Source organism: Cupriavidus taiwanensis (genome assembly GCF_900250075.1).
GTDB lineage: Bacteria > Pseudomonadota > Gammaproteobacteria > Burkholderiales > Burkholderiaceae > Cupriavidus > Cupriavidus taiwanensis_C.
Genome location: NZ_LT977071.1, coordinates 324,808 through 350,846 on the forward strand (window position 1 = coordinate 324,808; position 26,039 = coordinate 350,846).

The 26,039-nt window shown below is 63.3% G+C and carries 25 protein-coding genes; 5 read left to right on the top strand and 20 right to left on the bottom strand.

Features of this window, described 5'->3' with window-relative positions; genetic code table 11:
• Positions 1–10 precede the first annotated feature (10 nt).
• The 3 genes from CBM2588_RS17880 to CBM2588_RS17890 form a co-directional block, all read right to left on the bottom strand.
• A complete protein-coding gene (locus tag CBM2588_RS17880) occupies positions 11–1,204 on the bottom strand; it encodes an efflux RND transporter periplasmic adaptor subunit (RefSeq protein ID WP_115681769.1) in 1,194 nt (397 codons plus the stop codon).
• Between the two features lie 54 nt (positions 1,205–1,258).
• Positions 1,259–2,617, bottom strand: coding sequence for a TolC family protein (locus CBM2588_RS17885; RefSeq protein WP_439897449.1), 1,359 nt, complete (start codon positions 2,615–2,617; stop codon positions 1,259–1,261).
• Between the two features lie 373 nt (positions 2,618–2,990).
• Positions 2,991–4,148 carry an acyl-CoA dehydrogenase family protein gene (locus tag CBM2588_RS17890; protein ID WP_115681771.1) on the bottom strand — a complete coding sequence of 386 codons (1,158 nt, stop codon included), beginning with the start codon at positions 4,146–4,148 and terminating at the stop codon, positions 2,991–2,993.
• A gap of 232 nt (positions 4,149–4,380) precedes the next feature.
• Between CBM2588_RS17890 and CBM2588_RS17895 the strand changes: the two genes are divergently transcribed.
• The gene (locus CBM2588_RS17895) at positions 4,381–4,626 is read left to right on the top strand and encodes a hypothetical protein (protein ID WP_115681772.1); all 246 of its coding nucleotides are present in this window, start codon (positions 4,381–4,383) and stop codon (positions 4,624–4,626) included.
• Between the two features lie 24 nt (positions 4,627–4,650).
• On the opposite strand, the gene CBM2588_RS17900 is transcribed toward CBM2588_RS17895, so the two are convergent.
• Positions 4,651–5,511: a LysR family transcriptional regulator gene (locus CBM2588_RS17900; RefSeq protein WP_115681773.1), complete on the bottom strand. Its 861-nt coding sequence runs from the start codon at positions 5,509–5,511 to the stop codon at positions 4,651–4,653.
• A gap of 137 nt (positions 5,512–5,648) precedes the next feature.
• Here CBM2588_RS17900 and vapB point away from each other — a divergent pair, with 137 nt between their 5' ends.
• Positions 5,649–5,885 (top strand): type II toxin-antitoxin system VapB family antitoxin, encoded by a 237-nt coding sequence (gene vapB, locus CBM2588_RS17905; RefSeq protein WP_115681774.1) that lies wholly within the window; start codon positions 5,649–5,651, stop codon positions 5,883–5,885.
• Positions 5,885–6,295 carry a type II toxin-antitoxin system VapC family toxin gene (locus tag CBM2588_RS17910; protein ID WP_115681775.1) on the top strand — a complete coding sequence of 137 codons (411 nt, stop codon included), beginning with the start codon at positions 5,885–5,887 and terminating at the stop codon, positions 6,293–6,295. Before vapB ends, CBM2588_RS17910 begins: the two co-directional genes overlap by 1 nt.
• 76 nt (positions 6,296–6,371) lie before the next feature.
• Here CBM2588_RS17910 and CBM2588_RS17915 read toward each other — a convergent pair whose 3' ends face one another.
• The 5 genes from CBM2588_RS17915 to CBM2588_RS17935 form a co-directional block, all read right to left on the bottom strand.
• On the bottom strand, positions 6,372–6,743 hold the full coding sequence (locus CBM2588_RS17915; protein ID WP_115681776.1) for a hypothetical protein: 372 nt from the start codon (positions 6,741–6,743) through the stop codon (positions 6,372–6,374).
• 201 nt (positions 6,744–6,944) lie between these two features.
• Positions 6,945–7,769 carry a class I SAM-dependent methyltransferase gene (locus CBM2588_RS17920; RefSeq protein WP_115681777.1) on the bottom strand — a complete coding sequence of 275 codons (825 nt, stop codon included), beginning with the start codon at positions 7,767–7,769 and terminating at the stop codon, positions 6,945–6,947.
• 170 nt (positions 7,770–7,939) lie between these two features.
• On the bottom strand, positions 7,940–8,788 hold the full coding sequence (locus CBM2588_RS17925) for an EamA family transporter (RefSeq protein WP_115681778.1): 849 nt from the start codon (positions 8,786–8,788) through the stop codon (positions 7,940–7,942).
• 81 nt (positions 8,789–8,869) lie between these two features.
• The gene (locus tag CBM2588_RS17930; RefSeq protein WP_115681779.1) at positions 8,870–10,210 is read right to left on the bottom strand and encodes a PQQ-dependent sugar dehydrogenase; all 1,341 of its coding nucleotides are present in this window, start codon (positions 10,208–10,210) and stop codon (positions 8,870–8,872) included.
• 141 nt (positions 10,211–10,351) lie between these two features.
• Positions 10,352–11,056, bottom strand: coding sequence for a glutathione S-transferase N-terminal domain-containing protein (locus tag CBM2588_RS17935; protein ID WP_115681780.1), 705 nt, complete (start codon positions 11,054–11,056; stop codon positions 10,352–10,354).
• Between the two features lie 537 nt (positions 11,057–11,593).
• Here CBM2588_RS17935 and CBM2588_RS17945 point away from each other — a divergent pair.
• Positions 11,594–12,748 carry a hydantoinase/oxoprolinase family protein gene (locus tag CBM2588_RS17945; protein ID WP_172583627.1) on the top strand — a complete coding sequence of 385 codons (1,155 nt, stop codon included), beginning with the start codon at positions 11,594–11,596 and terminating at the stop codon, positions 12,746–12,748.
• A 58-nt stretch (positions 12,749–12,806) separates the two neighbouring features.
• Here CBM2588_RS17945 and CBM2588_RS17950 read toward each other — a convergent pair whose 3' ends face one another.
• The 3 genes from CBM2588_RS17950 to CBM2588_RS17960 all read right to left on the bottom strand — a co-directional run bounded on the left by CBM2588_RS17950 (position 12,807) and on the right by CBM2588_RS17960 (position 16,025).
• On the bottom strand, positions 12,807–13,799 hold the full coding sequence (locus CBM2588_RS17950) for a tripartite tricarboxylate transporter substrate binding protein (RefSeq protein WP_231942191.1): 993 nt from the start codon (positions 13,797–13,799) through the stop codon (positions 12,807–12,809).
• 307 nt (positions 13,800–14,106) lie between these two features.
• Positions 14,107–15,414, bottom strand: a complete 1,308-nt coding sequence (dctA, locus tag CBM2588_RS17955) for a C4-dicarboxylate transporter DctA (RefSeq protein ID WP_115681782.1) — start codon at positions 15,412–15,414, stop codon at positions 14,107–14,109.
• 62 nt (positions 15,415–15,476) lie between these two features.
• On the bottom strand, positions 15,477–16,025 hold the full coding sequence (locus CBM2588_RS17960) for an ureidoglycolate lyase (protein WP_115681783.1): 549 nt from the start codon (positions 16,023–16,025) through the stop codon (positions 15,477–15,479).
• 263 nt (positions 16,026–16,288) lie between these two features.
• On the opposite strand from CBM2588_RS17960, the gene CBM2588_RS17965 reads away from it, so the two are divergent.
• Positions 16,289–16,951, top strand: a complete 663-nt coding sequence (locus tag CBM2588_RS17965; protein WP_063239423.1) for a FadR/GntR family transcriptional regulator — start codon at positions 16,289–16,291, stop codon at positions 16,949–16,951.
• A 55-nt stretch (positions 16,952–17,006) separates the two neighbouring features.
• Here CBM2588_RS17965 and allE read toward each other — a convergent pair whose 3' ends face one another.
• The 8 genes from allE to CBM2588_RS18005 form a co-directional block, all read right to left on the bottom strand.
• Entirely contained in the window at positions 17,007–17,780 is a 774-nt protein-coding gene (gene allE / locus CBM2588_RS17970; RefSeq protein ID WP_115681785.1) for a (S)-ureidoglycine aminohydrolase, read from the bottom strand.
• Positions 17,781–17,833: 53 nt separating this feature from the next.
• Complete coding sequence (locus CBM2588_RS17975) at positions 17,834–19,015, bottom strand: porin (protein WP_306437249.1); 1,182 nt, start codon at positions 19,013–19,015, stop codon at positions 17,834–17,836.
• A gap of 282 nt (positions 19,016–19,297) precedes the next feature.
• On the bottom strand, positions 19,298–20,323 hold the full coding sequence (gene alc, locus CBM2588_RS17980) for an allantoicase (RefSeq protein WP_115683644.1): 1,026 nt from the start codon (positions 20,321–20,323) through the stop codon (positions 19,298–19,300).
• Positions 20,324–20,438: 115 nt separating this feature from the next.
• Positions 20,439–20,864 (bottom strand): DUF3830 family protein, encoded by a 426-nt coding sequence (locus tag CBM2588_RS17985; RefSeq protein WP_115681787.1) that lies wholly within the window; start codon positions 20,862–20,864, stop codon positions 20,439–20,441.
• Positions 20,865–20,943: 79 nt separating this feature from the next.
• Complete coding sequence (locus CBM2588_RS17990) at positions 20,944–22,146, bottom strand: MFS transporter (protein WP_115681788.1); 1,203 nt, start codon at positions 22,144–22,146, stop codon at positions 20,944–20,946.
• Entirely contained in the window at positions 22,143–24,197 is a 2,055-nt protein-coding gene (locus CBM2588_RS17995) for a dipeptide ABC transporter ATP-binding protein (RefSeq protein ID WP_115681789.1), read from the bottom strand. Before CBM2588_RS17995 ends, CBM2588_RS17990 begins: the two co-directional genes overlap by 4 nt.
• 5 nt (positions 24,198–24,202) lie before the next feature.
• Positions 24,203–25,105 (bottom strand): ABC transporter permease, encoded by a 903-nt coding sequence (locus CBM2588_RS18000; RefSeq protein ID WP_115681790.1) that lies wholly within the window; start codon positions 25,103–25,105, stop codon positions 24,203–24,205.
• A 1-nt stretch (position 25,106) separates the two neighbouring features.
• The gene (locus CBM2588_RS18005) at positions 25,107–26,024 is read right to left on the bottom strand and encodes an ABC transporter permease (RefSeq protein ID WP_115681791.1); all 918 of its coding nucleotides are present in this window, start codon (positions 26,022–26,024) and stop codon (positions 25,107–25,109) included.
• Positions 26,025–26,039 lie beyond the last annotated feature (15 nt).

Consider the following 26,039-nt stretch of genomic DNA (forward strand, 5'->3'; position numbering starts at 1 on the left):
GCGATCGTCCTCAACGTTTTTCCGCCGCGCGCACCGCGTTGACCGCGGTGGCATCGCGCAGGATGTCTTGCAGGTAGAGGTTGCCTTCGCTGACCACGGTCTCGCCGTCCTTCACGCCCTCGAGCAGTTCGGTGGTGCCGGGCAGCGTCACGCCCACGCGCACCTGGCGGCGCTCGAAGGTGTTGGGCGCAGTGCGCACGAACACATAGTTGCGGTTGTCGGCCAGGAACACCGCCTTGGACGGCACCGCGATGCCCTTGAACGATGCCGCCGGCAGCCTGGCGGTGACGAACATCTCCGCCTTCAGGCGGCGTTCGGGATTGGGCACGTTCAGCCGCACCTTGATGCTGCGCGCGGTCGGATCGACATAGTCGGCAATCTTGACCACGGTGCCGGCAAAGGTCTCGCCGGGCCAGGCGGCGGTGGTCAGCTGCACGTCGACGCCGGGCCTGAACAGCTTCAGGTCGGACTCGCCAGCGTCGACCTGCGCCCACAGCGTGGTCGGGTCCGTAACAAGGAACAGCGGCGCGGCGGGAGGCTGGTCGGGGCGCAGCTCCATGCCGAGGTTGATGTTGCGCTCGACCACCAGGCCGTCGATCGGACTGCGCAGCGCGAAGCGCTGGTTGACGCCATCCGGTCCGGCCGCGGCCGCGCCGTACTGGCTCAGCGCCGCACGGGTGCGCTGCAGGTCCGCCGCGGCCCGCGCGGCATCGGCCTGGGCCTGCTCCAGTTCTTTCTGCGCGATGATGCCGGCGCCATACAGCTCGCGCTGGCGCGCCAGCGCCTTGGCCGCGACCGCGCTGTCCGCGGCGGCCTTGCGCGCATCGGCCTGGGCCACGCCGAAATCCGGCGAGGTCAGCATTGCCAGCGGCTGGCCGGCCTTGACGGTGGCGCCGGGCTGCACCAGCACCTCGGTCACGCGCCCGGCAAACGGCGTCGCCACGCGCACGGTCTTGTCTTCGTTCCACACCAGCCGGCCGGGCAGGCTCAGCATGCGCTCGCCGCCGGTGGTGGCGGCCTCGCCGGCGATGCCGGGCAGCGTCTTCACGCTGGCGGGGAACTGGATGGTGTTGCCGCTGACCCTGGGATCATCATCGGCCTTGGGGGCTTCGGACTTGCCGCAAGCGGCCAGCGCGAGCGCGCACAACGACATCGCCAACAGGGCGGAAATGCGGGCCGGCAAGGCGGCGCTGGGGAATGACATGCGACGGGACATGCGTGACAGGAAAGACATGAAGGGGATCGCGGGAACGGCGGTTCAGGGACGCGCGGGCGTGGCGGCAGTGCGTGCCGGCGCCGCGGTGGTCGAGGTCTGCAGCGCGGCGCGGTATGCCGACAGCGCCTTGGCATATTCGCCCTGCGCGCCGACCGCATCGAGCCGGGTCTGGCGCAGCGCGCGGCGCGCATCGAGCAAATCGAGCACACCGCTTGCGCCCTTGCTGTAGGCAAACTCGGCGTTGCCGGCGACGCTTTCCGCGGCCGGCAGCACTTCATCACGCATCTGCCGCAGCGACTGGCGCGCGGTTTCCAACTGGCTGCGCAGCCGGTCGATCTCGTTGCCGGCTTCCAGCATCACGCGGTTGCGGTCGTCGAGCGCGGCGTAGTAGTCGACCTCGGCGCGGCGCGCCTCGCCGCCGTTGCTGTGGCGCACCGGCAGCGGGATCGACAGGAACACGCCGAAGCTGTTGCCGGAGCCATAGTTGTTGCTTGGCGAGGTCGGATAGTGCTCGGCCTGCGCGCCGATGGTCACGTCGGGCACGCGACCGGCTCGCGCCAGGTCGCGCGACGCCGCGGCGGCGGCCAGGCGCGCCTCGGCGGCAGTCACGTCGGGGCGGCGCTGCAGCGTATCGGCGTCCGGCGGCGGCACGGCGGCATCGAGTGCCGGCCAGTCGGCCACCAGCCGGTTGTCGGCGAGCGTGCCGGGCACGCCCATCGCCTGCGCCAGCATGGCCTTGTCGCGGTAATGATCGGTGATGGCCTGGCGCATATCGCTCTGCGCGCGCAGGGCATCGAGCTGCAGCTTGGTCACGTCGGCGCGCGCCACGTCGCCGGCACGCAGGCGCGTCTCGCTGGCCTGGCGGGTGCGCTCGTACAGCGCCAGGGTTTCGCGCAGTACGGCGACGCGTTCCTGGCTCGCCAGCGCGTCGAAGAAGGCCTGCTCCACCGCGCCGGTCTGTTGCGCCATCACGGCTTGCACCACTTCGCCGGCGGCGGCGCTGGCCTTGCGCGCGGCATCGACGCGCAGGTTGCCCTTGTTGGCCGTCTCGATCAGCTGGTCCACGCGCAACGTCGAGTCCACGGTCTTGCTGCGCAGGTTGCCCGAGCCGACGCCGGCATGTGGATTGATGTTCTCCACGCCCAGGCTGAGCACGGGATTGGGGCGCTGCGACGCGATCTGCACGTCGGCCTGGCTGGCTTCCACGCCACGGCGCGCGGCGATGATGGTGCGGTTGCAGCGCAACGCGTCCTGGCGCGCCTGGCCCAGGGTCAGCGTGGCGCCTGCCGGCGGCGGCGCGCACGGGCCATTGGCCGGTGCGGCTTGGGTGGAATCCGCGGCGTTTGCGGAAGCTTGCGGATCCGTGGGACGTTCGGCAGCCAGGCTCGCTACGGCCGCCAATACCAGCAGGGAACCTGCGGCAATACGGGATAAGGCAAAAGGCACGGTCAGTCAGGCTCGGTTCGAAGACGGTCTGCGGTTAAACGACCGTGCCCGCCCAACGGTTCACAGCCAGCGCAAAAAATCATCCTGCGCCACCGTCCGCGATGCGGTTGCGCGGCATGGCTGTCTTGGTGCGCCCTCGCCCGCTGTCCTGATGCTGTCTACGCCACCCGGACACGATCTCCCGCCCGCATTCAAACCGAACCGCTTTACAAACGGCTTTCATTCACCTGACAAAAGCCTTTATGTACGCGAAAACCCTGACCATTCGCCACAAAGGACAAACGGCACGGCCGTTGCCGACCGTGCCGTCAGACTTTCCTGACTGCGTTTATGCCTTCACCCGGTCATCCAGCCCCAGGCCGCGGCCGATGATCTCCTTCATGATCTCGCTGCTGCCGGCATAGATGCGCGAGATGCGCGCATCGGCATACATGCGGCAGATGCGGTACTCCTCCATATACCCGGCGCCGCCGTGCAGCTGCACGCCCTCGTCGACCATGCGCCCCTGCAGCTCGGAAGTCAGCAGCTTGGCCGATGCAGCCGTCTCCACCGTCAGCGTGCCGGCATTGTGTTGCAGCACGCACTGGTCGACAAAGGTCTGCAGCGCATCCAACTGCGCGCGCAATTCGGCCAGCTTGAAGCGCGAGTTCTGGAACGTGCCGATGGCGCGCCCGAAGGCCTTGCGCTCGCGCACGTAGTCCAGCGTGATGTCGAAGGCCACCTGCGCCGACGCCATGTAGCCGCAGGCGCCGATCAGGCGCTCCTCGGCCAGGTGGCGCGTCAGGTAGCGGAAGGCCTGGCCCGGCTCGCCCAGCACGTTGGCCTTGGGCACCTTGACGTTGTCGAAGAACAGCTCCGAGGTGTCCTGCGAGTGCAGGCCCAGCTTGCGCAGCTTGCGCCCGCGCTCGAAGCCGGGCATGCCGCGTTCGACGATGAAGAGCGTCAGGCCATGGCTGCGCTCCGGGTCGGTGCGGGCCACCACGACCACCACGTCGGCCAGCTGGCCGTTCGAGATATAGGTCTTGGCGCCGTTCAGCACCCAGTGCTCGCCATGGTCCTCGGCGCGGGTGCGGATGCCGGCCAGGTCCGAGCCGGTCTGCGGCTCGGTCATGGCCACGGCGAAGATCGACTCGCCGCGCGCGGCCGCGGGCAGCAGGCGCTGGCGCTGCTCTTCATTGCCGATGCGGCCGATGTAGGGCGCCACCAGGCGCGAGTGCAGCGTGCCGAAGAAGCCGGAGTCGCCGTGGCGCGCATTTTCCTCGATCAGGATCTGCTCGTAGCGGAAGTCCTGCACACCGGCGCCGCCGTATTGCTCGTCGGCCCACATCAGCAGGTAGCCCTGCTCGCCGGCCTTGCGGAACACCTCGCGGTCCACGCAACCCTGTTCGCGCCAGCGCTCGCCGTGCGGGCCGACCTCGCGCTGGTAGAAGCGGCGGGCGGATTCGCGGAAGGCGTCGTGTTCGGCTTCGAAGATCAGGCGTTGCATCGGGGGTCTCCAGGGGGTTTTGACATTGACCGGGCCAGTGTCGGCCGAGCCACGCCCGGGAGATTCGTCGGAACAGATGATTTTTCTTACCGTCGGCGGACCGCCCCGCCCGCAGCGAAAAGCCGGTTGAGTGCAATTTTATTGATATGAAGTGCAAATAACTTTCATTTACCGCCCGGCATGCTTTGTGCCAATACTGGAACCACAGATAACGATTCGACGGAGCGGGAACATGGAAGCCATCCTCTGGATAGGGCTTGCGCTGGCGCTGGTGGCGTTGGGGGGCAGCGTCACGTGGCTGATCGGCACGCGGGTGCCGGAACCCGTGTTTGCGCGCGCGCAGTTGCACGGGCGCTTTGCCGGCCTGGAACCGCGCCCGCCACGCCGGGGTGGCGGCGGCCGGACGCGGCGCGTGCGCCAGTGGCGCCTGGTGGCCGTGCCCGCACCTTCGGGTCAGCTGGTGCCGGTGCGAATCTGACTGCCGGGCGGCAACGCCTGAGCCCTATTGCGGGAAGTCCCAGCGCTGCGACCAATCGGATTCTTCCCGCACGATCTCGCGCAGGATATCCACGGCTTCGCGCGCCGGGCCCGCGGGCGCTTCGGCGCAAACCAGGAACACGGGATACGAAAACTCCGGCGCGCCGGCGACGCGCGCCAGGGCCCCGCTGTGCAGGTAGCTCTGCACCACGCGCGTACGGAAATAGCCGCTGCCGCCGTACTGCAAGATGTACTGCAACGCCAGCGGCCCCAGGTTGAAGTACAGCGACGCGCGCGCATGCTCCGGCAGCGCGCTGTCATGCTGGCGGCGGAACTCGGGGCCCCAGTCGACATAGACATAGCCGCCGTCGCGCTGCGTCGAGCGGATCAGCACCAGCTTCTCTTCCATCAGCGCTTCCACGTGCATGCCGGGCGCGTATTCCGGCTGGTACACCAGCGCGGCGTCGAGGGCGCCCGACTGCAGCCTGCGCTGCAGCTCAGCCCCCTCGCCCACTTCCGCCCGCACCGCCTGCGCCGGCATGCGCTGGCGCAGGCGCGTCGCCCACAGCAGCACCAGCGGATTCCCCAGGCTGATCTCGGTGCCATAGCGGAACAGGCTGGCCAGCCCCGCCGGCAACGGCAGCTCGCGGCACGCCGCCTCCCAGGTCTGCACCAGCTGGCTGGCATAGCCGAGGAAACGCTGCCCGTCCGGCGTCAGCCGCGCCCCGGCCTTGTTGCGCTCGAACAGGCGGCAGTTCAGCTGCGCCTCCAGGCTCTTGATGCGCGCGGTGACGGCGGTCTGGGTGACATGCAGCTTGTCGGCGGCGGCCAGCAGGCTGCCGTCGCGCACGACTTGCAGGAAGGTGCGGGCGAGTTCGATATCCATGGTGGCAGAGGATCCGGGACGACGTGGCGCATTGTAGACAAGGTAGCCGATTGAGAATCAGCCCATACACACAAGGATGTACTTCTGTTGTCATGGTGCTATGCTTTGTACCTACAGGGATGTACATGGAACTCTCAATGCCCTTCACCCGTATCTTCCGCAACGGTAATTCCCAGGCGGTGCGCATACCCGCGGAACTGGCCTATCCCGACACCGACATGCAGTTTGAAATCGAGCGGATCGGCGACGAGCTGCGCATCCGGCCCGCGCGACGGCGCCTGACCGGCCTGCTCGATGTGTTCGCCGACTTCCCGGACGACTTCATGGCGCCCGGGCGCGAAGACCAGGCCCAGTCCGAGCGGGAGGGGTTCTGATGGCCAGGTATATGTTCGACACCAATATGTGCATCTACCTGATGAAGAACCAGCCGCCCCGGGTTGCCGAACGCCTTGCCCGGTGCTTCGAGGGCGACGTGGTGCTGTCCGCCATCAGCCTGGCCGAACTGGAGTTCGGCGTTACCGTGTCGCGCGATCCGCAGCGAGCCCGGCGCGCCTTGCAGGCGCTGGTCGGCCGCGTGCCGGTGCTGCCGCTGAATGCCGCGGCGGCGCGCGCTTATGGTCCGGTCCGCGCCGCCACGCGCGAACGCAAGGCCGACGCGCTGGACAAGCTGATTGCGGCCCATGCCATTGCCGAAGGGCTGACGGTGGTCACGCGCAACGTCCGCGACTTTACGGCTTACCCGGGGCTGCGCGTCGAAGACTGGACCGAGGGCCAGGGCGCCTGACGGGAAAACCGGCGACGCTGGCGCAGCACCAATATCCCACACCACTTCCTGATCGCTGACGGCCCCCGGTCCAGCTTCAGCGCACCGGCTGCGGCCGGACTCCCGCCGGCATGGCGACCGGCACCGCGCCGGTCTGCGCCGCCAGCACACCGCGCGCCTCGCGCGGCGGCCGCAACGGGGCGATGCCTTCCGGCTCCTGCCACGCCAGGCCATTGTCATAGCCGGTGGCAACGGCCTCCAGGTAGCCGGGCGCAAACTTGCGCTCCGGCGTCACCGCCTGCACGGCGGGCGCCGTGGCGGCCTGTGGCGCCTCGGACTGCGCGCAGGCGACGCTGTTGAGGCATAAGCCCAGCACACGCAGCAGCACCATGGCCTGGCGCGAACGGTGTCGGATGGCGGACGGGCGCGACGCGGCCTGCCCGTTCTGGCATGGGGATCGGGTATTCATCGGGACTCTCCGGGAAGCCATTGCTGGCAGGTGGCACAACGAGCCGCGGCGCCGCGCTCGCGGTCCATTCCGCAACGACCGTGCCACCGGACTAATGCCGGCTACAGCGGGGATTGCTGCACTTTCCCGGTGTAGAGTGGTGGGGTCTGGCCGACGCTAGCGGCGCCGGTGTCGGTGGAGACCCGACAATCCCGTGCCGGCTCAGGGCTTGACCGCCGCCGCCAGCACCGCCGGCATCGGCACCTCGAAGCCGCTGCCGCGCATGTACCCGGCAACGGTGCCGCGCAGCACGGCGCGGATTTCGTCGCGCGCCTTGGGGGTCTGCGCGCGCAGCGTGGCGGCTGCCCGCACGGTGCCCTGGGCAAGCGCGTCGAACAGCTGGTCGGGCGTGGAGAAGCGCCAGACCTGCGGCACGCTGCGGCAGGTCGGCATGACAAAGCCGGCCTGCTGCAACGCGCTGCGGCAGTGGCCAGGATCGCTGAACAAAAAGAAGTTCGGCCCGACCGGGATATCGACGTCCATCGAGCCATAGGCGCGGATCGCGGCATAGACCGCGCCGAAGCCGACCGCGCGCTCGGGCGTATCCCATACCGTGAAGGCGATGCGCCCGCCCGGGCGCAGGACGCGGAAGGCCTCGGCCAGCGCCGCGTCCGGGTCGGACATATGGCACAGGCCAAAGCCGTTGACCACGGCGTCGAAGCTGGCATCGTCGAACGGCAGCGCCTGCGCGTCGGCCTGCTGATACTGGACCTCGGGATGCAGCTTGCGCGCCAGTTGCACCTGCGCCTGCGCGAAATCGATGCCGACCGACTCGGCGCCGCGCTCCACCGCCCCGGCCGCGACGTAGCCGGAGCCGGACGCGACATCGAGCACGCGCTGCCCGCTGGCGACATGCGCGGCGTCCAGCAGGGCCTCGACCGATTGCCGGGTAACGTGCGACAGGTGCTCCTGGTACCGGCTGACGACTTCCGGGTCTTCCCAGCCAGCCAGCTCAAAGGCGCGAAACGAATCTGCGGTGTGGTCCATGCCTACTCCTCGGCGACGATGTCCAGACGGGCGGGCGTGTGTTGGTGATGTTGGTGTGCGGACGCAGCACTGATGCGTCCTGAGAACCCGGTCAAGCCAAGTATAGACAGCGCCGCGCTCAACCAGCGGCCAGGCGCTCGGGCGAGCACCCGGAACCGGGCTTCACCCGTTCAGGTGAAGCGCAGCGTGGCCACGCCGGCGGCGATCAGGCAGGCCGCGCCGAGGCGCGCGGCGCCGACGTGCTCCTTGAGCAGCAGCGCGGAGATCAGCGCGCCGAACAGGATCGAAGATTCGCGCAAGGCGGCCACCGGCGCCACCGGCGCGCGCGTCATTGCCCACAGCGACAGCCCGTAGGACGCCAGCGTGCCGCCCCCGCCCACCAGCGCGAACACCAGGTTGCGGCGCACGTAGCCGGCCAGTTGCCGCCGGCGCGTCGCCAGTGCCCACGCCGCCAGCGGCACCGCGGTAAGCACGAAGATCCAGAAGGCATAGGCTACCGGCGCGCCGGAGCGGCGCACGCCGGTGCCATCGATCAGCGTATAGGCGGCGATCACCAGCGCATTCAGCAGGGCCAGCCACACGCCCTCGCGGCTGCCGCGCCCGCCACGGGCGCCACGCGCACCGCCCGCCATGGCCAGGATGCCCAGGCTGATCACGGCAATGCCGGTCCATGCCAGCGACGACAGGTGCTCGCCCAGCCAGCCCACGCTGGCCAGCGCCACCAGCAAGGGCGCGCAGCCGCGCATCAGCGGGTAGGTCAGGCTCATGTCGGCGCTGCGGTAGATCCGCGCCACCAGCGCGAAGTACACCACGTGCACGCCCACCGACGCGGCGATAAAGGGCCAGCTGGCGGCCGCCGGCTGCGGCAGCGCCGGCAGCGCCAGCGCGGCCATCAGGCCAGCCGTGACCGCCACCATCACGGTGGACAGCAGCTTGTCGCCGCCGCCCTTGACCACGGCATTCCACGCGGCATGCAGGAAGGCGGCAAGCAGGACGACGGCAAAGACGGTGAGCGACATGGGCGGCAGCGAAGTCGGCGCCGGCAGGCAGCGCGGGATCGCGCCATTCTAGCCGCGCCGGCGTGCCGCGCCGCGGCCCGACTATCTGGCGCCGCTGACCCGCCAGACGGTATTGCCGACATCGTCGGCCACCAGCAGGCCACCGCGCTGGTCGATCGCCACGCCCACCGGGCGCCCGCGCGCCTTGCCGTCGTCGTCGACAAACCCGGTCAGCACGTCGAACGGCGCGCCCTGCGGCCGGCCCTGGCTGAACGGCACGAAGATCACCTTGTAGCCCGCCAGCGGGCGCCGGTTCCACGAACCATGCAGGCCGACGAACATGCCTTCGCTGAAGCGCGCCGGCAGGCTGTTGCCGCTGGCCGCGGCCAGGCCGAGCGCGGCGGTGTGCGCGCCCACGGCGTAGTCGGGCACGATCGCCCTGGCCACCAGGTCCGGTGCCGGCGGCTTCACGCGCTGGTCCACGTGCTGGCCGTAGTAGCTGTAGGGCCAGCCGTAGAAGCCGCCGTCGCGCACCGAGGTGATGTAGTCCGGCACCAGGTCGCTGCCGATCTCGTCGCGCTCGTTGACGGCGGTCCACAGCATGCCGGTGACCGGCTCCCACGCCATGCCGTTGGGATTGCGCAGGCCGCTGGCGAAGATGCGGTGCGTGCCGGTGCTGCGGTCGACCTCCCAGATCGCGGCGCGGCCGACTTCCTTGTCCATGCCGTTCTCGCCCACGTTGCTGTTCGAGCCCACCGTCACATACAGCTTGCTGCCATCGCGGCTGGCGATCAGGCTCTTGGTCCAGTGATGGTTGAGCGGTCCGCCGGGCAGGTCGACCACCTTCTGCGGCGCGGCGCTGATTTCGGTCTGGCCGGGCTGGTAGGGGAAGCGCAGCAGCGCGTCGGTGGCCGCCACGTAGAAGTCATTGCCGACCAGCGCCATGCCGAAGGGCGAATTCACATCCTTCAGGAACACCGAGCGCTGGTCGGCGACGCCGTCGCCGTTGCTGTCGCGCAGCAGCGTGATGCGGTTGGCGCTGGGCGTGCCGGCGCCGGCGCGCTTCATCACCATCTTCATGATCCAGCCCTTGATGCCCTTGCCGTCGTCAGGCTTGGGCGGGGCATTGCTCTCGGCCACCAGCACGTCGCCGTTGGGCAGCACATAGACCCAGCGCGGATGGTCCAGCTGGTCGGCAAAGGCCGTCACCGCCATGCCTTCGGCCGGCATCGGACGCTGGCCCGAGGCCCAGCCGATGGCCGGAGCGATCTTGACGGTGGGAATGGCGGTCTCGTGCGGCGGCGGCAGCTGCGGCGTGGGTCCGAAGCCGGCCTCGGACGGCAGCTTGGCGGATTCGCCGCAGGCGGCGAGCGTGGCGATCACGGGCACGGCGCCCGCCAGCATGGCGGTGCGCAACAGGCGCAAGGGGGTGGGCATCGGCATGGTCCGGGCTCCTCAGGCCACGCAAGGCCGCGCGCCTGTGCCTGGACTATAGGACGTAGCGCGACCGGCGCTCTGTAGGCGCCGCGGAAGCCACCATGCAGGACGATGCCCGACCCCGGGGGCGGCCCTGCCCCGGCGCGCTCAGCCCCGATGCGGCGTATCCAGTCCCTTCACCACCGCCGCTCGTTGCACGAACGCATCCAGCACGCGCCGCACATTGACGAAGTCCTTGAAGCCGACCAGGTCGCCCGCCTCGTAGAAGCCGACCAGGTTGCGCACCCACGGCAAGGTGGCGATGTCGGCGATGGTGTACGCGTCGCCCATGATCCAGGCGCGGCCTTCCAGGCGCTGCTCCAGCACCTGGAGCAGGCGCCGGCTCTCCGCCACGTAGCGGTCGCGCGGGCGCTTGTCCTCGTAGTCCTTGCCGGCAAACTTGTGGAAGAAGCCCAGCTGGCCGAACATCGGGCCGATGCCGCCCATCTGGAACATCACCCACTGGATGGTCTCGTAGCGGCGCGCCGGATCGGCGGGGATCAACTTGCCGGACTTGTCGGCCAGGTACAGCAGGATCGCGCCCGACTCGAACAGCGCCAGCGGCTTGTCGCCCGGGCCGTGGGGGTCGAGGATGGCCGGGATCTTGTTGTTCGGGTTCAGCGACAGGAATTCCGGCGACAGCTGATCCTCGGTATCGAAGCGCACCAGGTGCGGCTCGTACGGCAGGCCGGCCTCTTCCAGCATGATCGACACCTTGACGCCGTTGGGCGTGGGCAGCGAATAGAGCTGGATGCGGTCGGGATGCCGTGCCGGCCATTTGCGGGTGATGGGAAAAGCGGACAGATCGGGCACACGGGCTCCTGGTTCGGGCGCTTCCGCATTGTGGGGAAGCTGCCGGACAACGAAAGAGCCCGATCATAAACCGGTGTTGGCAGGCTTGCAGGGCAACGGCCCGGGCCGGCCGGCGGCTCCGCACTCATGCAAGCCCCCGTACATAGAGGCGCCCTGCGGCCACGCTTAGATCATGACGCCATGGTCTTCGGCCTGCTGGTCGCAGCAGGCATGCCGGATACGACACGCCCGGCAACGTTAGTTCCGCATTCCTCAGTTTTCCGCCGATTCAATACCCCGCGGCAAAACCCCGGTTCATACAATGTGCAGCCATGCATCGTATTGATCCAGTAACGGTACGCCCAGGCTATATCTCCCGTCGCCATCGAGAGAAAACCTCCGTACGTCAGGGCGAGGAGTATTTCAGAAAATGGCAAGGCTCGGTATCGACATTGGCGGTACGTTCACCGATTTCGCAATCGAAGTTCTTCACGATGGTGCCGTGCGTCACCATTTCGTGAAGGTACTGACAACCCCCACGCACCAGAAGTTGCGGTGGTGGAAGGTACCCGCCAAATACTGGCAGCAGCGGGCCTTCAACCGGCTGACGTCAAAACGCTCGTGCACGGCACGACCTTGGCGACCAACGCAGTCATCATCAAGCGTCGGCAACAGTTCCCGCATGCCCTCCTCATCCAGCGGAAGCAGAACCTTGCCGTCTGCCGCCAGGCGCTCGCGGACCGTCAGCCGCAGGCAACGTGGCACGAGCGGCTCGGGCTTTTCTACAACATGGCCAGCGCGGTACGCGAGCACGCCGTGGAGGTCGGCAAGGGCCTCGATGGCCGGACGCTCATCGCTATTGGCGGCATGGCCCCGCTCCATGGCGCCCGCCTCGCCGCCAAACTCGGCCTGCACCACGTGATCGTCCCGGTGGGCGCGGGCGTGGGCTCCGCTTTGGGCTTTCTGCGGGCGCCGGTCTCATTCGAAGCCACCCGCCGCGTGCTGCTTGGTACGGCGCAGTTTGACGCCGATGCGGCCAATGCCATTGCCTATGGGCTCATCGCGGACCTCCGGCAGCTGGTTTCCAGCGCTGCCTCGTCGCAATCAATGACTGAACATCGCATGCCCTGGATGCGCTACAAGGGCCAGGGCCACGAGATTCGTGTTGCCGAGCCACTGGACTCGGAGCGCTCAATTCTCGATGCAGTGCGATATAACAAGCTGGGGGTCGTCCACTACGCGCTGGATGGCGATATTCCCGGCGAGCTGGAGTTCTCGGGCCGCCAGTCAACGACTCGCATTGCGACCCGGCAACAGTTGCCGGCAGCCCCCCAAGCGGGACGTTCGCGCGCGCAACTCTACTGTCAGCTGACACCCGAGGCGGCCGAGGAAGCGCAGCGCCTCGGCCACTCCGATTCGCTCGACACCCTTATCCGGCGGGAGATCAGACAGCGCATTCCCCGCTTCGATAGCCGGGTGCACACCATTGTCAACCAGTGGATTCCATACAAACTGCCGGTTTTCTACCCAGGGTATTGTCGGAAGGTGGTCGACTTTCTCGCTTGGCAATCTAAGGAGAGGAGATCCGTCTACTACTGTGGCGGCTACCTGTCCCAGGCACTCCTGACCGGCGCTTGTGCGAGACGAATTTGGGGGGCCAAACACGCGCGCGAGTGCCGGCGTTGCCGACTTTCGCGCCTCCACGGGAGGTGAGGGGGATATAGGGGCACAGGCCGGCGGTCAACTTAGGCCAAGCCCGACTTTGACTCTATCAATCCAAGGATGCCCCCGATTGCTTGACGACCTTCGCCCATTGAACCAGCTCTCGGTTGACCAGCTCAGCAAGCTGTTCTGGCGTACCTCCTGCCGCTTCAGCACCTTGCAACGCAAGCTTTTCCTGGACCTCTTTCGACCTCAGCACATTGTTTGTTTCCACCTGCAGCTTTGCGACCACCTCCTTCGGGGTTCCTGCAGGTGCAAACAGGGCATACCAGGACGTTGCAGCATAACCGGGCACTGTCTCGCCAATTGCCGGCACGTTTGGCAAGAGCGGTGATCGCTTCTCCGTTGCGACCGCCAAGGCTTTCAGCTTCCCGGCCTTAACAAATTGCATCACGCCAGGCAAACTCCCGAACGTTACAGGGACGCGGCCACTAACTACGTCGGTGGCGGCCGCCGCCGCGCCCTTGTAGGGGACGTGGTTCAGTTTGACCCCCGCCTTGAGGTTAAACATCTCCGCGAACAGGTGGTTGGGTGTGCCATTCCCCCCAGACGCATAATCGAGCTGGGAGGGCTTTTGCTTCGCCATCGTAATTAGGTCCTTGACGGACGATACCGGCAACGATGGGTTCACCACCAAGACATAAGGCGCTGTGGCAACAAGCGCAATCGGTTCGAAGTCTTTGTTGGGGTCGAATGGAATATTTTTGTAGATGGCCGGATTGATGGTGAGCGAACTTCCCACCGTCAAGAGCAGCGTATACCCGTCTTTGGGGCTTTTCGCAGCTGCCTGGATGCCGATGTTGCCACCCGCGCCAGGCCGGTTGTCAACAATGATCGACTGTCCGATCCGCTCCGAGAGATTTTGCAGAACCAGCCTCGCCACCGCATCGTTTGCCCCTCCGGGGGCCTGCGGCACGATGACGGTGATTGCCTTTGTTGGATATGCAAACGAAGGAAGCGAAACTATTGCGGCGGCCACAGCGACGGCAACCTTTCGCAAGCACCAGAGGGAGGTGGCACGCAGGGAACTAAGGTTCTTCAAAATCGCTACTCCTTTATGTCTGCTTCACGCGGTCGTGATTTCGCATTACGTCAGATATTTTTATTAAATATGATGCGGCGAACAATCAAGCGATCGGCTCGCGTGAAAAAAAGCCGTCCCGAGGAACGGCTATCAAGTTGCGGAGACACCGCAGAAGAATCGCGTCATATGCCGCCTTAAATCATGCTGCTCGTGCAAAACGGCGCCTGCGCCGCCTTACTTGCCTTCCTTACCTTACCCCTGGCAAGGATAGGAAGTGGGATCAGCACAAGTACATGCCGCTAACATTTCCCACCGTTTCCTTCCTTCAGGAGATGTTCCTTAAGACTGGCATCTCTTCGTTGTTCTCGCTTACGAATGCGTCATCCCCTTCCAAGACCTTGCGTGCTTTCGAAAGGTCGAGGTGGCCTTCCCATGCAGCAATGGCTACTGCCCCTACGCAGTTGCCGATCAGGTTAAGTGCCACCCGGAAGAAGCCCATTAGCTTGTCCACCGACAAGATCAGCGCCACGCCCAGTACGGGGATTGCAGGGATGGCAGTCAACGTTGCTGCGAGCACGACGGTCGCTGACCCTGGGATTCCATGCGCGCCCTTGGACGTCAACAGGGAAACAAGAAGAATCAGAGCCAGGGTGCCGCCTTCCAACGGCGTGTTGGTCGCCTGCGCGATGAAAATAACGGCGCACGTCAGCCAAATCGAAAAACCGTCGAGGTTAAACGAATATCCCGTTGGAATAACGAGTCCAACCGTCGTTTCCTTCACGCCGAGGTGGCGAAGCTTTGCCATCACAAGCGGCATCACAGCATCGGACGAACTGGAGCCCAGGGCAATGAGCACTTCGCTCTTCAGGTATGCGATGAACTTGAACAAGCTGAGGCCGGAAAGGCGCATCACCAGGCCCAAGACCAGGAAGAGGAAGAGTGCGCACGCTGCATAGTACGTCAGGACTAGCTGACCGAGCTGTTGAATCGTCGTGAAGCCGAATTTTCCTACCGTGAATGCCATCGCCCCTGCAACGCCAAGCGGCGACAGACGAACAATGAAGCCAACGACACGAAAAAGGACTTCGGAGAGGCTGTCCATCAGTTGACCAACCATCCTTCCTTTTTCACCGGCGACCTGAAGCGCGCAGCCGAACAGGACTGCAATCAAAAGCACCTGCAGAATGTCGCCCTTCGCAAAAGCCGAAAGGAAAGTGGAGGGAATGATGTTCAGCAGAAAGCTCTTTACGTCCGAAACGTGAGAGGCATTCTCAACGAAGGTTTGTATCGACTTCGGATCCAAAGTGGACACGTCGATATTCATACCCACGCCAGGTTTCAAAACGTACGTGATGAAAACCCCAATCAGTAGCGCAATTGTTGTGACAATTTCAAAATAGATAATTGTCTTGAGCGCTACACGTCCCGCGGTCTTTAGATCCCCTGCGTGCAGAATCCCGGTTACGACAAAACAGAACACAATGGGCGCAAGCATCATCTTGATGAGCTTGATGAAGCCTTCTGCCAGCGGTAGCAGTTGTACCCCGAAGGATGGGTACACGATGCCAATAAGCGCGCCAACTGCAAATCCCAAGAGAACCTGGATATGTAACTTCTTTAGTTGCTTAAACACAATTTATCTCCACCATCCGCCTTGAAGCCGTCGTTGATTCCGACGGTCTTCGCTGCTGTTCCTTACTTCTCTGCGGCGCTGCAATCGAAGATTGCATGATCCATTCCCTGCCCGAACGCGGGAATGACGGGTCGCACGTCCTCTGAAAGCACAAACTTGTCGCAGTTTGGACCGGAGCCGATCCGGTCAACCACAACGAAGTCACACGCTTCGGTTGGCAGCAGCACGTGATGCCATACGCCCGGGGCGTAGTTGATTCCCTGTCCGGGCTTGGCGATGAAGGCGCGGATGTCGCCTGCCTCCACCGAGGCACCGCGGGGAGCGACCACTACGATAAAGCTGGTCGGCTTCATGGGAATGAAAGCTTGGCTCGACAAGGGGTGACGCTCGAGGAACACCACTTCCAATGGCAACACATACGGTCTCGCACGCATGATGCTTATGCCGGCCTTCCCTCCAAGAGCCAGTGCATCGACAACAGCGAGGTCGTGGTAGCGTTCGACCATCCCTTCGTTGATATGGTGGAAAGCGCCGGCCGAGGCCTCAATGACATCTCCGAAGGGCGCAAAGGCCACCTTGGTCAATGGTTCTAGGTTAAGAGTGATGCGCATAGGTCTCCTTTATGCTTATAACGTGGCGCGCTGTCTTCGCGGCCATACTGGTATGACCAGTCGTAACTGTAGGCTTGCAAGAATGCAGGGTCAAGTGTTTAATGTGAAAATTATCAGACCAGTATGAAGTGTCATCTGCACAGACTATGAAAGCGACTTCCGCTGCCTTGGCATCCAAAGCACCGCTGACTTCACCTGCACCAACTGGACGGCGGCCACCTGTCGCATTGCGCACGCCAGTCACCCAGCACGCCTTGGAGCGAATGCAGACATTGATCTACAGCGGCGAATGGGCGGCGGACAGCCAGATCCCGTCTCAGCGCGAGTTAGCGGAGCTGCTCGGCGTAAGCCGCTCTTCATTGCGCGAGGCGATCTCGTCCTTGGAGGGGATGGGATTGGTGCGTGTAGAGCCCGGCAGAGGCGTGTTTGTTGCATCGCTCGAGCAGCAAGCTGCGGTCGGGAGAAATTCCGAAGTTCATCAAATCGACCATACGCCGAGCGAGCTTTACGAAGCACGTCTCTTGATGGAGGGTTGGGCCGCCGCGCTGGCAGCCATCCATATCACAGATGACGATATTGCAACGCTACGAAAGCTGCTGGGGCAAATGGAGATAACGGTAAAGAATCACGACGTCACTCATTTGAATCAGCTGGATTTTGAATTTCACTCGCTAATAGCAGCTTGCTGCGGCAATCGACTGATTCGCGCACTGCTCGCCCCGATCTTCTCGGAGGAAGAAATGGGCGCCCCGCGTCTCTCCGACACGGCGTTCCTTAGCAGCCGGGTCAAGGAACACAGGGAAATCGTGGAAGCCCTGGCAACGCGCAATCCGAGCCTGGCCCAAATGGCCATGCGAAACCACGTCCTGCGCAGCGCAAAGCGGGTCCAGGTAGAACTGCCTGATCACGTCCATCAGCTGCCTTGATGCACAACCGCGTGCCGTAGGCGGGACGTTACCCGCCCAACGGCCGCGGTATGTGTTAGAAGGTGAAATCGCGATTCACGTTCTTATAAAGCAGATACGTCGCCTTGGACCAACCCGTCGCATAGAAGAACTGCGGACAGAATGGTGCCATGTAGATGAAGTCCTCGGCCCAGCACTCGTGCCAGTCGTTCTGCAGCAGGTACATCCCCTGCCCTTCGAGCATATAGAGACCATGTTCCATGACATGCGTTTCCACCATGGGAAAGTAGTTGCCAGGCTCGAAACTCAGGATGTTGATGGCAAAGTCGAACGCAGGATTCTCATCGGGCAATAGATGCTGCCAAGTGCGACCCTTGGTGTGCTTGTTCACCTTCTCGACATCTTGCTCGTGTGAGACCAGGGCAGCCGGTGCTTCCACACCGTCAAGGCGCTCGTAGGGTTTTTTAATCCATACGACGCGCGCTTCGTCCGCGCCGGGGTTGTACACGCGCACGCCAGTTCCTGCAGGTGCATAGGCAAAGCTGCCCGCTTTCAGTTCGTGCGTCTTGCCTTCCAGTTCCAGGGACACATTGCCGGAGACAACGTAAAAGAAGGCCTGCATACCGTCGTTACGCAAAGCCGTCATTCCACCGCCACCCTGGATTTGCAGCAGTAACTGAGCAAACTTCGCACCCAGCCCAGGCGTAGCCTGGACGCTGATGGTGGTTTTTTCGATGCCAGGAATGCGGCTTTCCAGAATGCCCTCGGGCGGCATCACCGCATAGTGGGTTGTTACGGCCGCACGATGGTGAGCGAATACACCGGGGGGCTGAATTTGTCGCTTCGTCATTTTTCGAACTCCTTAGCAGATGAGGGGAAGCACCAGGGCGCGGTGCTTGAGGGTTAGAAGCGATGGCGCAGTCCAACCGAAACGCCGAATGGGTCGGCACCAGCGGCCGCTCCGGTACGGCCGTTGGAAAAGTCGTACTTGGCCGCCGCCTGATTGAAGATCTTCGAAATCGTTGTGCGAATCATTGTTCGCTTGCTCAGGTTGTAGTTGTAGCCGAAGGTCCACAGCTGTGCTCCTGTCTGGCCACTCGAACCACAATTGACTCCATTGCCTGCAGTGGACCCCTGGCAACTGATGTCGCTTGCACGTGCATACATGGCATAGATTTCGTGGACACCCCAGTCATACTCGGTAACAAGAGCCCAGGCATCCCGGCGCAGGCGGCCATCACCATTGGAGAACTGGCCATCGCTGGCCGACCGGTCATACAGCGCGCCGATGAGCCACTGCTCAGTCATCTGGTACTTCACGCCGACGCGATGCTTTTTGTCGTGGCCATTGGCCTGTGCCAGCCCGGTCCTGTTCTTGTCGTGCCGGTCTTCGTATGCGTAAGCGACGTAGAGGGGACCGATTGAGTAAGCAAGCCCAGCACCAATGACGTAGTCGTTACGGCCAGTTCCCTCGGCGCGTGCCTCTCCAAAGCCATACTGCGCGCCTATCTCGACCCCATAGAAGGAGGCGGATCGGTAGCGCACGGAGTTTTGCAGCCGTGAGTCGTGGTCGGTTGAAATTCCGTTCATGCTCGAGACCAATGACTGCAACGCGCCGATGCCTGTATTGGCACCCGGCGTAAGATCAAGGGCGTTGCCCAGCGCACGAACGCTGGTGGTGTTCACACCCAGTGTGAGAGCCCCCACCGGTCGATGCCGCAATCCTACGAACGTATCCCGATTAAAGAAGGGCGTGCTGGACGCGCCAGAATCAATCGAAAAGTTGCCTTCCAGCTGGAAGATGGCATCCAGACCACCGCCCAGGTCTTCCGAACCACGGATACCCCAGTACGATCCTTGCGAACTCAGCCGGGTGAGCCCCGGCTTGTCAGCCGCCGAGCCTGCGGCCGCGCCCTTGGCACTTACGTAGTCAACCGCGGCGTCGGCTACGCCGTAGAGTGTCACGCTGCCCTGTGCTGCGGCGCTCGCGGCCAATGCCGAGAGGGCGCCGCCTATTAGTCCACGTCTCACGTCTCCTCCGTCGTTGTTATCATACTGGTCATACCAGTATGATACGATACCCACACGGGCTGACAGAGTCAAGCCACTTACAACTGCAGAGGAGAGATTGATGAACGGACTGGGCGGGCTGAATCAGACGGAGAACGGGAGCGGTTCGTGGCGGCGCGAACGACTGCCCGCATACGTATATGCAAGACCTGGTCGCGGGGCAGTACAGCCTGCCCTGGGAAGATGAAGTCCTCATAAAGGATGGGACGATGGCCGGCCACCCTCCTCCGCGGCAAGCATGACTAGGGGTGCCCGCTTCGCCAGGCCTGGCGAAGCGGGGTTCCGAAATGGCAGCGGTTAGCGCGCCTTCAGTCTAGGCGCACCCAGGAGCCGGAGTCTTGTCACGCCGCCGTCGGGGTAGATATTCAGTCGGACATGGGTGACGAGCGTATCCCGATGCGCCGCGCCGAGCTCGACGGTGTTCTGGCATCCACCCTTCAGATCGCTGCGCCCCACCAGTTCCGGCCAGTACATCGCCTGGTTCAGGACAACTTCATCGGCAGCATGCTCAAGGCATGCGCCTTGCAACGAAAAGGCGGCTGGAAAGTTGCCCGTGTAGTAGGTCGTATCGACCAGGACGCGCTCCAGAGTCCCCGGCGCTGCCAACGCAATCACAGCCCAGTCATGACCCGGTTTCCTGAGACGCCTGGTTTCCCAGCCCTTGCCCCACTCCACTGAGGGACCGGGGGCAATCATGGCCCGTACTGCGCCGAAGTGCGTATCGCTGCAGCCGACAATGCGGGCGCCGTTCTCCAGTGCCGCCAGATCGCGCTGGCCAGCGGAGCTGAACGACTGCGGCAACTGGACCAGTCCGAAGACACGAAAGCGAGCCATCCCGCCGTCCGGAAAAATGTTCAGCCGAACATGCGTGAAGAGCCGGTTCGCGTTGATGGGAACCAGTTGCTGGCTGTCGCCTGCAAGCTCGGTAGCGGGCACTAGCTCGGTCCATTCGGCATCAGCGATATCCTCATCCGCCGAAACGGCGCAGGCTTGCACCGACGCGGCCAGCGGATAGTTGCCGGTATAGAAGCTGGTGTCGAAGCCTACCGCAGTGATCTGGCCTGGCCGGCCAAGTTTGATGACACACCATTCATTGCCTGCCTTGCGTCGACGAGAAGTCTCCCACCCGTCTACCCAGCGCATTCCTTCGTCATCATGGTAGTAGTAGTTCGCCGCTTTCGGGTTAAGCATGCGCGATGCCGGCGCATACCACTCGTCAGACGCCGCTACGACTGTCGCGCCCAAACGCTCGTCCGCCAAGTCCACGTACGCCCGTTCACTGCGAAGAAACGCTTCCGAAGGTTCCGAACGCTGTCGAATCATGGTTCTGTCATTGCTGCCGCCTGCCATCATCTGCCTCCGTGGAAAGTCTGCAATACAGACTGGTTGAATCTGCCGCACCCCGCTCAGAGCTGGCATGCAGCGATACCTGACGGCGCTAGCGCCAGGGCGTAGAACAGCGCCGGTACGAAATGGAAAGGCTTCCTCGCTCATGAATGAGTGTGCCGAGATCGGCAAGCCGCTCTTGCCCCGTCGTCACCGTAAGCACGTGGTGGCCAAACAGTTCGCCGCTGGGGCAGGCAAAGCGCGTGGGCCCGTAAGGAATCAAAAGCTCTCCGCCTTCACGATCATCCCCTGCGCAAAGCAGAATCTGGCCTGCTTCTGGCCGTGATATGCCACCCTGGCCGATATGCCTTGCGGTTCCGTTCAGCCTGGCAAAAACGGCATGGCCGCTCCAGCGCCCCTGCAGGAACTCCCAATGAGCCGGCAGCCTTTCCATCAGCCAGCCACATGCTGCTGGCGAGATGTCCTGCTCAAGCCTTGCCAGAAATGAAAAGGGACCCGCCTTCAATTCGATTTCCATACTGTCTCCGGATTCGCGATACGCGATAAGCAAGCTTGCATGCAGAGGCACTGACCTGAACCCGACCAGTGGAAGAACATCAACCGCGGAATCGCGTGGCACTCCCAATGGCACATGCGAACACGACGCAAAGGCAGGCTGAAATGGCTATCATGACGTTCGCCAGGCCCATCAGCCCGGCCACATATCCGACGAGCAAGCCGCCCACGGCAGCGCCGGCTCGGAACGTCATGACATGGAGCGCGACCACCCTTCCCTTGTGCGTCTCAACGGCCTGCATCTGAGCGAAGGCACTTGAGCAGATGTTCACAGCCGCCTGGCCGAGGGCAAAAATGCCGATGGCGAAATAACCGCCCAGCTCCGAGGACGACAGCGAAAGCATTGCCGTGCCAGAGGCAAGGAAGACAAGCGAAGCCACCAGAACCTTCAGCAACGCCGGAGCATGACTGACAAGTGATAGCAAGAGGCCCGCCGCAATAGCAAGAACGCCGAACAATGCGTTGATATTGCCGAGCACCCTTGCATCCTGTCGCAGAATACTGTCGACGATTGCTGGCAGCATGTCGATAACGGGACGACCGAGCATCGCGTAGGCGAGGTAGACCAGGAAAACCAAACGCATGGACGGGTCGTCAAGGACCACGGTGAACGCGCCCTTCAGCGTAACGATGAGAGATTCCCGCCGCAACGGCGCCATCGGCACCGTCCCCGCGCCCTTGCGGAAGAACGCTCGCACAAACATGGCATCCGCAAGTGCGGCGACGCCACTCAACGCAAACGCAAAATAGGAGAGATCGTTCGTTATCAAATATGCCGCGCCAAGCGGGCCAACCGATCGCGCGATATTCATCGACACGGAGTTCACCGATACAGCACTGGCGATTTCGCCCTTCTTCACGAGCCTGGTGAGCAGTACCTGGCGGGCTGGTTGCGAAAAGCTCCCGCATATCCCCACGAGCAGCGCGCACCCAATCAACCCAAGGGTCGTCAGGTTTCCAGTGAAAGCAAGCGCTGCCATGCCCAGGGACGTCAGACCACAGATCGCGTCAGAAATGACGACAACCTGCATCACCTTGCCCCGATCGGCCAGTATTCCCGCGAGCGGGGATATGACGAACGACGGCGCGAACTGAACGAAGACCAGAAAGCCGAGCAGCACTTCCGAATGGGTCTGCTCCCAAGCGAACCATCCCACGACCACCTGTTGGACCCATGTCCCAATCTGCGCCCAGGTATGAACCAGGTAATAAGCAGCGACCCGCGGCTGGCGAAGAACTCTCATGCTCGCATGGCCATGGGCTCCGTCTTCATGCCATTGCGTGAACCGATCTCCCTCTTCGCCGTGGCACCGGTCTCCACCAGCGAGTTCGCAACATGGCACCGGACGGAACGCCCGCCGTCATACTCGCTCAACACCGGTCGTTCACTGCAAACGTCCGACCGGTATGGGCACCGGGAGGAGAAGCAGCAGCCTTGCGGCCTTTGCATTGGGTTCGCGACGCCCGGCAAGATCCGATTCGATTCATCCTGTTTCCGTCGCTCCAGGGTCGGCGTGCTTGCGAGCAGCGCTTTGGTATACGGGTGGACCGGATTCCTCAGGATCTGCTCAGCGAGACCGTATTCGACGACCTCGCCCAGGTACATCACCGCAATCTCGTCTGCCATGTGACCCACAACAGCGAGATCATGGCTGATGAACACCAGCGTCAGCAAAAACTCTTTTCGGAGTTGCAGCAAAAGGTTCAGGATCTGCGCTTGAACCGAGACATCCAGGGCCGATGTCGGCTCGTCGCAGACAATCAGAGCCGGGTTGGTTGCGAGGGCACGTGCGATTGCCACGCGTTGGCGCTGGCCGCCGGAAAGCTGACCGGGTGAAGCATGGTGTAGCCGTGTTGGCAGACCGACTTTCTCGAGCAAGCTGGCCACATGCGCGTCACGCTGCGCTGCGGGCATCGCCGCAGACAGGTCAAGCGGCCGTCTTACAATCTCGCTCACCCTGCGACTCGGATTGAGCGATGAGTACGGGTCCTGAAATACGGTCTGCACAAGCGCCGCCCGCTGCGCCGGTTCATACGCTCCAATATCACGTCCATCGAGAAACACCTCGCCTGAAACCGGCTGTTCCAATCCAAGAAGCATTCGAGCAAGCGTGGACTTGCCGCATCCCGACTCTCCCACGATGGCCAGTGTCCGGCCCTTCTTGAGACGCAAGGACACGTCAACCACCGCCTTGAGCGGAAGACGCGGCTTGAACAGGCCACCGCGGACCGAGTACGTCATGGAGACGCCTTTCGCCTCCAGCAGGGCATCTCCCGCGGGCCGTCTAAGCATAGCCTTGGGTGTTTCAACCACTTCCGGCTGCGGCGCAATGACAAGATGACAGGCGCCAGCATGCTTCTCGTCGTAGGCGCGGAACTTTGGCGCTTCGAGGGCGCATCTGGCAAACGCGTACTTGCACCGCCGCTCGAAAACACAGCTCCCTGGCTGCGAATAGAAAGACTGGACGGTGCCGGGCAGCGTAGGAAGCAGGGTGCCAGCCTCATGCTTCCCCAAGTCCGGAATCGATTGCAGCAGGCCCTGCGTATAGGGATGCCGCGAAGCGCCGAAGAGTGTGCTTGTCGGTGCGGACTCTACAATCTCTCCGGCGTACATGACCGCGACATTGTCGGCGACGGATGCGACCGCCCCCAAATTATGGGAGATCAGCAGCAATCCCATGCCGAGCTCCCGGCGCAGGTCATCCAGCAAGTCCAGAATCTGCTTCTGGACCGTGACATCAAGCGCCGTGGTGGGCTCGTCGGCAATGAGCAGCTGCGGGCGATTCATCAGCGCCATGGCGATCATGATGCGCTGGCGCTGCCCCCCGGAGAACTCGTGCGGAAACGACGTCATGCGCTTAGCCGGCGAGGCAATGCCGACCCTTTCCAGAAGCTCGATCGCGCGCCTGTGGGCCTGGTCGCTGGTCACCGCCTGATGGCACCGCATTGTCTCCGTCAACTGCCGGCCGATGCTATAGACGGGGTTCAACGCTGTCATTGGCTCCTGGAAGATGTAACCCACTTGAGTCCCTCGCACCATGCTCGCCAGGTCGCACTCGGACATGCTGGTCAGGTCGAGGCCATTGACGCGCAGCGTGTCGGCCGAGCACTGTGCGCGCCGTGGCAGCAGTCGCGGGATCGAAAGTGCGGTGAGGGACTTGCCGGAACCTGACTCACCGACTACCCCGAGGCATTCTCCCTTGTCGATTTTGAAGTTAACGTTACGAACAGCATGCAGTGTGAGACCGTTCTCAAGCGGCAGCTTGATGCTGAGGTTCTTTACTTCAAGGAGCATGGTGTTCAATCCCGAGTCTGTGGCTGGATAACATCGCGCAAGCCGTCGCCGAGCAGGTTCACGCCTATCACGAGAAGGAAGAGAGATACGCCTGGCAGCAAGACAATCCATGGGTTAAGGAACATCACAGCCTTGCCTTCCGAAATCATCAGCCCCCAGGAAGGGATGGGCGAGGGCACACCGACGCCGAGGAACGAGAGTGATGCTTCGGCCAGGATTGAAACCGCCACCTCCGCGGTAAATACGACCAGCAGCGAGCCAGCCAGGTTAGGCAAGATGTCCCAGACGATGATCTGGCGCGCGCTGGCGCCGGCCAGCTTCGACGCCTTGACATAGTCCAGTTCCCGAATCCGCTGCGCTGCGCTACGTGTTACGACCAAGTAGAGCGTCCAGTGCATCAGCCCGATGACACAAACGACAGTCGTAAGCGACGGCTGGATGAAATAAATCAGGGTCATTGCCAGCAGCAAGCTGGGTAGCGCAAGCTTGCATGTCAGCCCAAACATGACGGCGTGATCAACCAGGCGACCGAAGTATCCGGCAATCGAACCCAACGTGATGCCGATCACGGCGCCGATGGATGCCGCGCAGAAGCCAATGGTGAGCGACACCCTCGCCCCCTCGAGAAGACGTGCCAGAACGTCCCTACCCAACTGGTCCGTGCCGAGCGGATGTTGGAGCGCGCCCCTGGCATCCCACGCCGGCGGGCGTAGGCGCATCATCAGGTCCTGCGCATAGGGGTCCGTCGTCCAGACGAGCGGCCCGAAAAGCGCAACCATGATGTAGGCAAGTACAACGCCACCACCGATGCGCACGCTTCGGTTATGAAAGATTCGTGTTGGCAGGCTCTCGCGATTCTCTGGATTCGCTGGAGCCTTCGCTGCCGTAGTCAGAGAGATTTCGGTCATCTCATGCGAGCCTAATTCGTGGGTCAAGCCAGGCGTTGAGGACGTCTGAGAGAAAGGTCATCAGCACGAACATCACCGCAAAGACAAGCACCAGCATCTGTAATGTGGGGATGTCGCCGGTGAGCACCGAGTTCAGCGCCAACCGGCCCAATCCATTCATGGCGAAAACGACCTCGGTAACGACCGACCCGCCCAGCTTGTTTCCGAGTTCGATGGCCAGCACGCTCACTACCGGCAGGATCGCATTACGCAATGCGTGGCGACGCAGGAGGCTCCAGCCGAAGAACCCTTTTGCTCTTGCGGTCCGGATAAAGTCGGCCGAAAGCACTTCCATCAGCCCCGACCTGGTCAGCCGCATGACATTCGGCACCGCACCTTTACCGAGAATCACCGCCGGCATGATGTAGCTCTGCCACGAGTCGTCGCCGGATACCGGAAGCAATCCGAGGTGAACGGCAAAGAACAGGATGAACAGCAGTCCTACCCAGAAATTTGGGGCGGCCTGGATCGCGGCTGCGACTGAAAGCGCGGTGCGGTCAATCCAGCTGCCTGGCCGCAGCGCAGCAGCGATTCCGAGAGGCAGGCCAATCAGGAGGGTGACCAGCATTCCGCTCAGCGCCAGCCGGATGGTGACCGGTGCATGCTCTAGGATGATTTCCATGACCGGCTGCTTCATCACGTAGCTGACGCCCAGGTCACCTTTCAGCAGCCCGCCCACCCATGTCACATACCGCTCCGACGCCGGTCTGTCCAACCCGAGGTCTGAGCGAACTTGCGCGATCAGGGCCGGATCATCGGTATCCCCCACAATGGCCGCCGCCGGGTCCACGGCAAAGTTGAGCAGCGCAAAGGTGACAATGGACGCCGTCAGGGCCACGGCGATTGCCAATAGGATCTTCTGGGTGACGAATCTAATCACGATGTCGTTTTCCTA